The organism is Phormidium sp. CCY1219, from assembly GCF_035615515.1.
Lineage (GTDB): Bacteria > Cyanobacteriota > Cyanobacteriia > Cyanobacteriales > Laspinemataceae > CCY1219.
This window is the reverse complement of sequence record NZ_JAJENT010000375.1, coordinates 1-8,806: the sequence shown is the minus strand read 5'-3', so window position 1 is coordinate 8,806 and position 8,806 is coordinate 1. Positions and strand designations below refer to the sequence as shown.

The 8,806-nt window shown below is 51.2% G+C and carries 9 protein-coding genes; 6 read left to right on the top strand and 3 right to left on the bottom strand.

Translation table 11 applies throughout. The features are described from left to right. Positions 1-14 precede the first annotated feature (14 nt). Positions 15-239: a hypothetical protein gene (locus LKK83_RS07195; protein ID WP_324630319.1), complete on the bottom strand. Its 225-nt coding sequence runs from the start codon at positions 237-239 to the stop codon at positions 15-17. A 27-nt stretch (positions 240-266) separates the two neighbouring features. Between LKK83_RS07195 and LKK83_RS07190 the strand changes: the two genes are divergently transcribed. From LKK83_RS07190 to LKK83_RS07165, 6 genes are all read left to right on the top strand, one after another. Then, a complete protein-coding gene (locus tag LKK83_RS07190) occupies positions 267-464 on the top strand; it encodes a hypothetical protein (RefSeq protein ID WP_324630318.1) in 198 nt (65 codons plus the stop codon). 160 nt (positions 465-624) lie between these two features. Continuing rightward, positions 625-1,365 carry a hypothetical protein gene (locus LKK83_RS07185; RefSeq protein ID WP_324630317.1) on the top strand — a complete coding sequence of 247 codons (741 nt, stop codon included), beginning with the start codon at positions 625-627 and terminating at the stop codon, positions 1,363-1,365. Positions 1,366-1,446: 81 nt separating this feature from the next. Beyond that, a complete protein-coding gene (locus tag LKK83_RS07180; RefSeq protein ID WP_324630315.1) occupies positions 1,447-3,432 on the top strand; it encodes an ATP-binding protein in 1,986 nt (661 codons plus the stop codon). A gap of 18 nt (positions 3,433-3,450) precedes the next feature. Then, positions 3,451-4,911, top strand: a complete 1,461-nt coding sequence (locus tag LKK83_RS07175; RefSeq protein ID WP_324630314.1) for a DUF1802 family protein — start codon at positions 3,451-3,453, stop codon at positions 4,909-4,911. A gap of 28 nt (positions 4,912-4,939) precedes the next feature. Next, positions 4,940-5,863 (top strand): ADP-ribosylglycohydrolase family protein, encoded by a 924-nt coding sequence (locus LKK83_RS07170; protein ID WP_324630313.1) that lies wholly within the window; start codon positions 4,940-4,942, stop codon positions 5,861-5,863. A gap of 180 nt (positions 5,864-6,043) precedes the next feature. Then, a complete protein-coding gene (locus LKK83_RS07165) occupies positions 6,044-6,451 on the top strand; it encodes a DUF4278 domain-containing protein (RefSeq protein ID WP_324630312.1) in 408 nt (135 codons plus the stop codon). Positions 6,452-6,868: 417 nt separating this feature from the next. Here LKK83_RS07165 and LKK83_RS07160 read toward each other — a convergent pair whose 3' ends face one another. Then, positions 6,869-7,516, bottom strand: coding sequence for an HAD-IA family hydrolase (locus LKK83_RS07160; protein WP_324630311.1), 648 nt, complete (start codon positions 7,514-7,516; stop codon positions 6,869-6,871). A 9-nt stretch (positions 7,517-7,525) separates the two neighbouring features. Beyond that, a complete protein-coding gene (locus LKK83_RS07155) occupies positions 7,526-8,734 on the bottom strand; it encodes an NAD(P)/FAD-dependent oxidoreductase (RefSeq protein WP_324630310.1) in 1,209 nt (402 codons plus the stop codon). Between the last annotated feature and the right edge of the window lie 72 nt (positions 8,735-8,806).

Below are 8,806 nucleotides of genomic sequence, written 5' to 3'. Positions count from 1 at the left end.
GGGGAAAAGCGCCTTTAAAAGTCCGACTTTGGACTCTTTAAGAATCCCTCGGATTTATCCGTAGGGAGTATCAACCAGACCGAATCAATCCTCAAGACGATCGGGTTATAAATTTGCAATTTTTCCCCGGCAAATAACGCGCTTTCCTCCTGCGCCCAATCTGGAGAGGAGGGCTGAAGTTGCCAAGGATAGAGACACAAGCGACTTGCATCGGCTCGAGATTGCGGCGAAGCATTCATCTGAGTGAGTAAAAATAGCTAGCCTGCATGAATAAAGAAGCGAACAGACGTCTTCACAGTGCTTTAAACCCGTTTTCTGCAGGAAAACGGGTTTTTTATGGGGAAAGCGGCGCGGGAAAACCGGGGTTACGCCGCCGTATTCTATCGGCGGTGAAGGGGCGAACTGTAGCGAGTCGCGATCGCACTGCTTGCGGGTGGGAATGCGATCGGGGATTTTCGCCCTGAAGCCAGAGGGTATTATACCATTTTTTCGCGAAAAATCAAGGAATTTTATCAAAAAATCAAGATTGTTCTAGAGAATTATCAAAAATTAACCCGGGGTGCCTTTTCTTAGGTACGATTACTGGATAGACTAAAATAAAACCCAAACAGAGACATCAGAAACATGACATCATCTGAATCCACAAACAAAGGGCTAAGAGGGACGCCGGAATCAGCCAAAACGCGGATTTTGCTGACCTTGTGGGATATGGGAGCAAGCGAATCCGCCGTGAAAAAAGGAACCCTCACCCGGCGATTGATCCGTACCAAAGAGAGAGCGTCAGATTATCAGCCAATTTTAGACGAATTGGAAAGTGCAGGAGCGATCGCGATCGACAAAAACAAAGTGTCCCTGACTGTGCCCACCGGGTTGCAGATGCTAGAGGAAGGATTGAAGCACTTTAAATTTGAGGGGAAACAGATAGGCACCAAACTGCCCAACGCCCTCCTGCAGTGGATCGGGAAAATGTACGATGGCGGCGTCAGTACCTCCATCGCACCAGAGCAAACCGCCCCAGTCCCCACCCCCACACCAGTCTCTCCCGCCTCGCCAGAGGGAAAACTCGCACAACCCGCCCCCTCGCCGATTACCGATTACGAACAATTCAAACCGGTGGTATTGGAAGTCTACGATCGCCTCAACGGCTATTACAATCTAGATGACTTAGTGCCCATTTATCTCATCCGGCGCGACATTGGCGATCGGGTCACTCGATCCGATTTCAACGACTGGATGACTACAATGCAGGCAGAAGATATGTTTCAGCTCATGGCGGGAGAAATGCCAGACATGACCCCCGACAAACATCAAGACTCGATCGTTATCCCCGGGGTGGGATTGCGCTATTACGCCAAGCGCCTCTAAAACCCCCAAGTTTGGATGTCTCTCCGGTCCCGATAGACACCTCATGGTTTCTCAATTGTTGCTTCTTCACAGGACATAACTATGGCTAATTCCGATTCTCCACTCGAACAAATTAACGCCGCTATCCAAAGGCACAATCCCTTTACTAAAGCCGGCATCGTGCAAGAACAGAATATCTGGGGAAAGGGCTTTCCGGATGTTCCCACGTTAAACAAAGAAGCCTCGGACGCAGTGTTGCAGGCAATCGAGCGCGTCAGCACCAGTCAATCCAGTGCCGACAAAGTAGCGACCCTCGTGGTGACGGCTGAAGCTGGAGTGGGCAAAACTCACCTAATTAGTCGCATCCGCCATCAGCTCCCCCCCGAAAAGCGCGTCTCCTTTGTGTATGCCAATGGCAATAATTACACCGACTTAAACCTAATTAAATACCAATTTCAGCAAACCTTAGTGGAGAGTTTAAGTCGTACAGGTCGCGAAGGAGTGATGCAGTGGCAAGAAATCGCCACCTCGATGGCTAACCAGGGATTGCAGGCCATTAACCCGAATGCTGCGAGCCTATCTTCCCAAGAGTTAGTCAAGCGATTCGATCGGGTATATCAGAGTTTTTTGGCGAACAACAAGGATTTGATGAATATCCTCAGCAAAAAAGTGGCAGCAACTAAGCCCGAGACAGATCCTTATATACTGCGGGGGCTTTTATGGACCCTTTCCGAGCGGTATGGCAGTTATGCCGTGGAATGGTTGGCGGGGAATGAAATCGATCCATCCACCGCTGAGACAATGGGATTGCCTTCTAATGGCAACAAAACCAATGAAGACCGAGAAGCCGAAGCGTTAAGCACGATTCAGAAAATCCTCAAGCTAGTCAATGGTTATACCCCCATTCTCATTTGCTTTGATGAGATAGATGTTCTCAACCAATGTAATGATGACGGCTACACAACCCCTATGTTAATTGCCGATTTTATCAAGCGGCTTTACGATACGATAATTGACTCCAATGTCAGTCAAGGAGTCGTCATTCTGACCTTAATGTTTCCAGATACCTGGAGTAATTCTGTGAAGCAAATGGGGACTGGGGTACCCGCTAGAATCTCCACTTTTACCCAAAGCAAGCCGCTTGGGTTAAAATATGTAAACAGTGATGTGATGGTGGATGTGGTAGCCACCTGGATGCAAGAGTTTTATCAAGCCCGACAGCTAACACCACCTCATCCGCTTTATCCTTTTGAAGAAACGCAACTCCGACAATATGGCAAAAACAAGCCAACGGTAAGGGAAGCGTTAAGATGGTGTGCCGAAAACTTTAAGGTTGATGAAGAACCCTTGCCCGAAGACCCTCGCGAGCGGTTTGAACTGGCGTTAACGAATGCTGAAGAACTCGAACCAAAGGATTATACCGAAAACAACGAGCTGATTGCGGCTGGGTTACGGTTTGGATTTGAAACCTTAATCGGGGAAACGTTAGCTGGAGAAACTTCCACCGGGGAGACATTAAACAATGCGATCGTGCAACAGGTGGTTGACGTGGAACCGAAATCGAAAAATCAAGGATGGATTAACTTCAAAATTGTCGTAGAAGAGAACAACCAGCCGATCCAAATTGGCGTGGCGGTGCTACAGCACGACACTGGACGAGCGGTAGGCGCAGGGATGAAGCGCTTAATCGACTATGACGCATTTGGTTTGACGCGCAGCTGTTTGGTGCGCTCTAAAGACAAGCCAATTAAGAAGAATTGGGCTTCCTCCGGCTATTTGGAAGAACTTATTTATAAGTTGCGAGGAGAGTGGGTTTATTTGGAAGAAGAACACATTAAACTGCTCATCGACCTTTATCTAGTTTACGAACAGTGCGATCGCTATCAACTCAGCGATGAGCAATTCAAGCAGTTCTGCAAAGCGCAAACGCAGACTAACCCTTTGCTGCTCGAAATATTAAGCGATCCGTCCGGAAAAATCGATGAAGAAACCCTGGAGGAGGAAGAGCTTTTAAACGCTTTCCTACAACCAACCGATATCGAAGCAACCCCGAATGAGGACGAAGATTTGAGAGACCTGTTTGGTTAAAGATGGGAGGAATAAGAGTTGGTTCAAACTGCACTGTGCTTACCTGCGCCAGACATCGAAGCCCTACTTTGCGGGCGGACAATTGCTGTCATTCCCCGGATCTTTCTCAAGCCGGGGCGACAGTTTGCGCTCTATCCTCTCCCGAGTTCCGTTAACCCCCTTCCTCCGGAAACCTACTATAATCCGGGGTTTGTGTCCATCGCCAAATCTACAGAACTGACCCAGAGTTCTGCGGATAGCCTGTCAATTCAAGCCTGGGCAAAATGCGAATTGTGCCAGATGGTCAATACCCCGGAAAGCTTCGAGGTGTTGTCGCAGTTAACGGTGTGGAGCACTGAGGGATTAGAGAGTCATATCGCAACCCACCCCCATATTTTTCTAGCGCACTTGCGCTTATATCGGTTTTTGCAACCGATCCAGGTGCCTAACAATCCAGTAAGCCAGAAAAAACTGGGTAAATTTATCGGTTTACCCCATCCATTACCCATCACAGACTATCAACCCGTATTGAGTGATTCCACATTCGATCGCCGACGCGACCAACTCGAAAACCTGCTACCGCCAGAACATCCGGAATTGGAAGAATTGCAAGGGGCGATCGCTCACCTTGCCCTTACCCAACCCGCCGCCCAACCCCTCGATCGCGCCTTGCAAAGCTTTCTCGGATGGACCGATACTTCCACACCCCAGGAAACCGACCCGGATTTAACCTGGATTTCTACCATTAGCGAGGTGGGAAATTCCAGCGAAGGTCACGCCTTTGAAAAACTGGTGCGGCGATCGCTGCTCAAACTCGGATTTAAGGGTGAGAGTCTCGACCCCGACTCCACCGGCGGACCGGGGGGAATTGACTTATTTTGCGAATATCCTTACCTCCTCGTGGGAGAATGCAAAGCCACCAAAACCGAGAAAGTCAGCGATGGAACCCCGGCTCAACTTATCAAAATCGGCCACAATCATTTAGGCAAGCAACGCTATAACCGGGCGATAAAATTAATCGTCGCTGCTGGAGAGTTAACCGATTACGCCCGCCGAACCGCCACGGAAAATGAAATGAACGTTATCCGCCCCGAAACCCTGCAACGCTTAGTGGAACTGCATGCCAATTATCCCGGTTCCCTGGACTTGATGCAACTCAAACAGCACTTACAAACCGAACCGTTTGGGTTAGCTGACGAAAAGTTAAACAATTATATCAATAGTATTGTGGACCAGATTAAGGTGCGATCGCAACTGGTGCAAACCGTCAAACAATTAGAAGACCCCAAAAGCAAACCGCTGCCCCTGGAAATTCGCACCCACTACAATGCCATCTATGCCAAAGAACCCAGGGCCAAACTGGGAGAAAATTGCGTCAAAGAAATGCTCCTCGAACTGTCTTCCCCCTTGATGGGTTACTTAGGGCGAAAAAAAGACGCCGAGGGGCGCGATCGCTTTTATTACCTGCGGGATTTATCCCTTCCCGAGAATCTGCAATAATAAGCTAATTTCGCTTGGCTTTGCTTGTATGAATAAAATCGAACGCTATCGCGGATGTTTGCTGGGGTTGGCGATCGGCGATGCCCTAGGCACCACCTTGGAATTCAAACCCCCGGGCACCTTTACCCCGATTACCGACTTAGTGGGGGGCGGTCCGTTTAACCTGAAACCCGGAGAATGGACAGACGATACCTCAATGGCCCTATGTTTGGCAGAAAGTCTGATCCGCCAGGGGGATTTCGACCCCATCCATCAATTGGAAACCTATTGTCAATGGTATCGCCAGGGACATCTGAGCAGTATCGGGTATTGTTTCGATATTGGCAATACGGTTTTGCGGGCATTGCAGAAATTCGAACAAACCGGCGCACCCGACTGTGGCGTGACGGATCCGCGCAGTGCGGGCAATGGTTCCCTGATGCGCTTGGCACCGGTGCCCTTGTTTTGTGCCCACGACCCCGCACAAGCGATCGCGCGGGCAAAAGACAGTTCCCGGACCACTCACGCGGCGGCGAGTTGTCTGGATGCTTGCGGTTACTTCGCCGGATTGCTGGTGGGCGCAGTGCAGGGGGTTTCGCGATCGCAATTGCTCGCGCCGCGATATTCTCCCCTTCCCGGATATTGGCAAGAACACCCCTTGGTGCCCGAAATCGACGCGATCGCTGCCGGGGAGTTCAAACACCGCCAACCGCCAGAAATTAAAGGCACCGGATATGTAGTCGATGCCCTAGAAGCGGCACTGTGGGCATTTCACAACAGTACCTCCTTTGCCGAAGGATGTTTGTTAGCGGTGAATTTAGGCAACGATGCGGATACCACCGGTGCCATTTTCGGACAACTCGCCGGCGCGTATTACGGCGAAAGCGGCATCCCGCAAACGTGGCGATCGCGCCTCAAAGCGCACGATTTAATCGTCTACCTCGCCGAAAAACTCGCCAGAGGGAAAAATTGACAATTGGCAATTGGCAATTATCAATGGATACCCAGAAGTTATTTTGTAAAATTTTGTTAAAGTTGCCAAATTTTTTTTAAAATGGTAAAATATAATACAGAAATAGAGAATGGCATGCAACTTGTGGCCAAATTCTCGACTTTAGCAAACCTCACTTACATGAATTTCGGAGACTCTGATATGAAACTCTCTTATCGTGGGACCCCCTACGACTACGAACCCCCGACCCTTGACATGATGGAAGGGGAAACAGGCGGTCAATATCGGGGCAATGCATGGCACCCGCGCTATCCCAGACATATTCCGATGCCCCAACCCCTGCATCAGCTCAAATATAGAGGGAGTACCTACAGCACCGGAGAATCGGTAGAAACCGCCAAACCCGCCACTGCGCCCCCCGTTGCGGCGGAAGCAATGGCGATCGATTCCGAAGGCGATCGCCTGGGTGAAGAGGTTGCCAAACTGCACCGCACCAACATTTGCCGCAGTTTAGAACGGCGTCTGCAAGCCGCACGGATCCAAGGAGACGAACATTTAATCGCCTTACTAGAAAGCGAATCGAATCAGCTAACTTGTTCTTGGCACTAAAGTGAATTTTTTACCCCCTTCACCTAGGTGAAGGGGGTTTTGTTATTGGTCATTGGTCATTGGTCATTAGTCCTTGGTAATTTAACCACCGTAGGGTGCGTCACCCCCGCCATCCCATTGGTGGGAACCACCCCAATCTCCTCTCGGGGGTGACGCACCGGCCCGTCACTTAAATGAACAACCGGGAAAGAGTAGGAGGCAGAGCCTCCCTTCCACCGTCCCCAGGCTGAGCCTGGGAACGAGCATGAAACGAGCAAAACCGGGAAGGAGTAGGAGGCAGAGCCTCCCTTCCACCGTCCCCAGGCTGAGCCTGGGAACGAGCATGAACAACCGGGAAAGAGTAGGAGGCAGAGCCTCCCTTCCACCGTCCCCAGGCTCAGCCTGGGGACGAGCAAATGACCCATGACCAAACCCCCCTTATGACTCGCGCTGCAGCCAAATGCCGCGCATTTGGGCTTTCATCGCGCCTTCATAATCATCGCGATAGCTATCGCCGATATGCCATGCTTCCTCGGGGGTGCAACCATGTTTTGCCAAAGCGGTGGCAAAGATATGCGGGTCCGGTTTCGCCGCACCCACCTGAGTAGAAATCGTCACCGAGGAGAAAAACTCCGCCAGATCCAGCGCTTCGAGGACAGGATAAAGCCGCGAGTCGAAATTAGAAATCACACCGAGTTCGATGTGTTTCGATCGCAAGGAAGCGAGAGTCGATCGCACCTCGGGATAAACAAACCAAGGGTCCTTGGTGGCAAAGTAAGCATAGAGTGCGGCAAAAAAGGCAGAGAAATCCGCAAAGTCGCCAAACACCCCTGCCCGTTTAAAAGTATCGGTGGCGATCGCCTCCCACCATTCAAACTCCAACCGAGGAATCTCCCTGGTTTCCACCCCGGGAAACGCCGCTTGTTCCCGTGCTTTAAAACAGGCAAAAAAGGCGCGGTTCAACTGTGCCGGGTTGGCATTTACCCCAAACTGTTGGGCAAGGGTGCCATATGCCTCGCCCACACTCCCGCGCACGCCAAATAGGGTGCCCACGGCATCGAAAAAAATGACCTTTGGCTGAAACATCAGAAAGATTTAATGGGGGGAACCATACGCTTGCAGGAGAAACTCGCGCAAGGGGAGTAACGTCCAATTCAACCCCACTTTCAGTTGATGGTCGAAAGTGGGCATGCGATAGAGATAAGCCAGTCGGCGCACCAGATGGGCGGCTTGACCGTCGAGTTTTATTCCTAATCCAGTGAGGGTGGCATTGTCAACCCCGAGGGTCATCATTTCCCCCAAGGGTTGATACTCGAAAGGTAGCAACGGGCGATCGCGAATTGACGCCCAGAGATTCCAGGCAGTGCAATCTGCTTGTTGAATTGCCGCTTGCGCCGTAGTGGGCACCCGCTTGCCCTTGGCATCCATACATTCCGCCAAGTCCCCCAGGGCGAAAATTTCCGGGCGATCGAGAGCTTGCAGCATCGGCGTCACCTGGATTTGACCCCGCGCGTTTTTCTGCAGGGGCAGGGGTTCCACCACCGGGGAGACGCGAGTGCCCACAGTCCACAACACCACATCCACCGGGATAGTATCCACTTGTCCTTTGTAGAGCAAGGAAATGCTATCCGGGCCGATCTGTTCCACGGTAGTTTCTAAATCGACCCAAATGCCTCGGTCGTTTAATGCCGCTTGTGCCGCTTTGCGATTAAATTCCGGAGAATTTCGCAGAATTTCGGTGCCCATTTCAATCAGGCGCAGGCGGCCCCGGTCTTGCAGGCGATCGCTGAGTTTGCAGGCCAATTCCACCCCACAGTATCCCGCACCGGCGATCGCCACCCGAATTTTATCGCGATTCGAGGTTTCTAACCGCCGCAAGCGTTCTTCTAGGCGGTAAGCATCGGAAACGGTGCGAAAGGGAATGGCATGTTCGGCGCATCCCGGCACCATTTGCATCGGGGTTTCGCCACCTAATGCCAACACCAGGCGATCGTAGGCAAATTCCCCCCCATCGTGGAAGTACACCTGCTGGTTGTCGATATCGATATTTTCCACCGTTGCTTGACGGAAGCGAATCCGGGTATTTGCCAGCAGTTCGGAAAACGGCGGGGCAATTTCCCAACTTTGCAGTTCCCCGGTGAGCAATTCGTACAGCAAGGGGGAAAAGACAAAGCGATCGTTGCTGTCTACTAAGAGGATTTCGGGTTGCTCTGGTGGGTTCCAAGGTAATTCGTTCAAACGCTTGGCGGCGTACAACCCCCCAAAACCGCCACCGAGAATGCAAATCCGTGCAGGTTCTGTCATGATGATAACCTCCGATACGTTTGGAAACCCCCGTGCTTTAGCCGGGGGAGGAAAAACGAACGTGCGGCTTTA

Coding starts and splice junctions, on each gene's coding strand:
- LKK83_RS07195 (WP_324630319.1), bottom strand. CDS start 239: ATGAATGCTTCGCCGCAATCTCGAGCCGATGCAAGTCGCTTGTGTCTC.
- LKK83_RS07190 (WP_324630318.1), top strand. CDS start 267: ATGAATAAAGAAGCGAACAGACGTCTTCACAGTGCTTTAAACCCGTTT.
- LKK83_RS07185 (WP_324630317.1), top strand. CDS start 625: ATGACATCATCTGAATCCACAAACAAAGGGCTAAGAGGGACGCCGGAA.
- LKK83_RS07180 (WP_324630315.1), top strand. CDS start 1,447: ATGGCTAATTCCGATTCTCCACTCGAACAAATTAACGCCGCTATCCAA.
- LKK83_RS07170 (WP_324630313.1), top strand. CDS start 4,940: ATGAATAAAATCGAACGCTATCGCGGATGTTTGCTGGGGTTGGCGATC.
- LKK83_RS07165 (WP_324630312.1), top strand. CDS start 6,044: ATGAAACTCTCTTATCGTGGGACCCCCTACGACTACGAACCCCCGACC.
- LKK83_RS07160 (WP_324630311.1), bottom strand. CDS start 7,516: ATGTTTCAGCCAAAGGTCATTTTTTTCGATGCCGTGGGCACCCTATTT.
- LKK83_RS07155 (WP_324630310.1), bottom strand. CDS start 8,734: ATGACAGAACCTGCACGGATTTGCATTCTCGGTGGCGGTTTTGGGGGG.